1 protein-coding gene is annotated in these 650 nt (G+C 46.5%); it reads left to right on the top strand.

Going from position 1 to position 650, the window contains the following annotated elements:
* Positions 1 to 650 (top strand): cellulose biosynthesis cyclic di-GMP-binding regulatory protein BcsB (locus tag R7Q46_RS27745; RefSeq protein WP_318078366.1); only part of this gene is annotated, 650 nt, incomplete at both ends.

Below are 650 nucleotides of genomic sequence, written 5' to 3' on the forward strand. Positions count from 1 at the left end.
GGCCTTTAAAGTTGGCAGTAAAAACCAAATCGAGTTTGAGTTTGGCTTTGCGTCGGTGACCGATGGGCAATGTCAGGTGACGCAACCAAGTAAGCAATACGCGGTCATTGATGGTGACTCTACGGTTGATTTTAGTGGTTTCCCTCACTACATCGAAATGCCAAATATGCGCGCTTTTGCTACTTCTGGTTTCCCTTACACTCGCATGGCCGATTTGTCAGAAACTGCGATTGTTGTTCCAGAGAGAGCTCCAAAAGAAGTGTTGCAGACCTTCTTAAACGTCATGGGGTCGTTAGGGCGTGATTCTGGGTACCCAGGTATTCAGGTGCTTTTGACAGACAAATGGAATGCTGAGCAACTAAAAGATAAAGACATCCTGACGATCGGTGTTGTGGATGCACTAGAAGAAGCCGCTAATAATCCTGACCAAGTGAACTTAGTGGTTAAAGAGGGTCAGAGACAAATTCGCCTACCAAGCAAAAATGAAAAGCAGCTCGGAATGAACTGGATGAGTCCAAGTGATGCTCGTCAAGTGGCCGCGGATTATGTTTCTGTTGAGGCTGAGGGCTCTTTTGCTGCTATTTATGGTGCAGAATCGCCATTTACGAAAAAACGCAGCGTCATTTCTATTATGGCGGCTCACCCGTCAG

The organism is Vibrio sp. 811 (assembly GCF_033339195.1).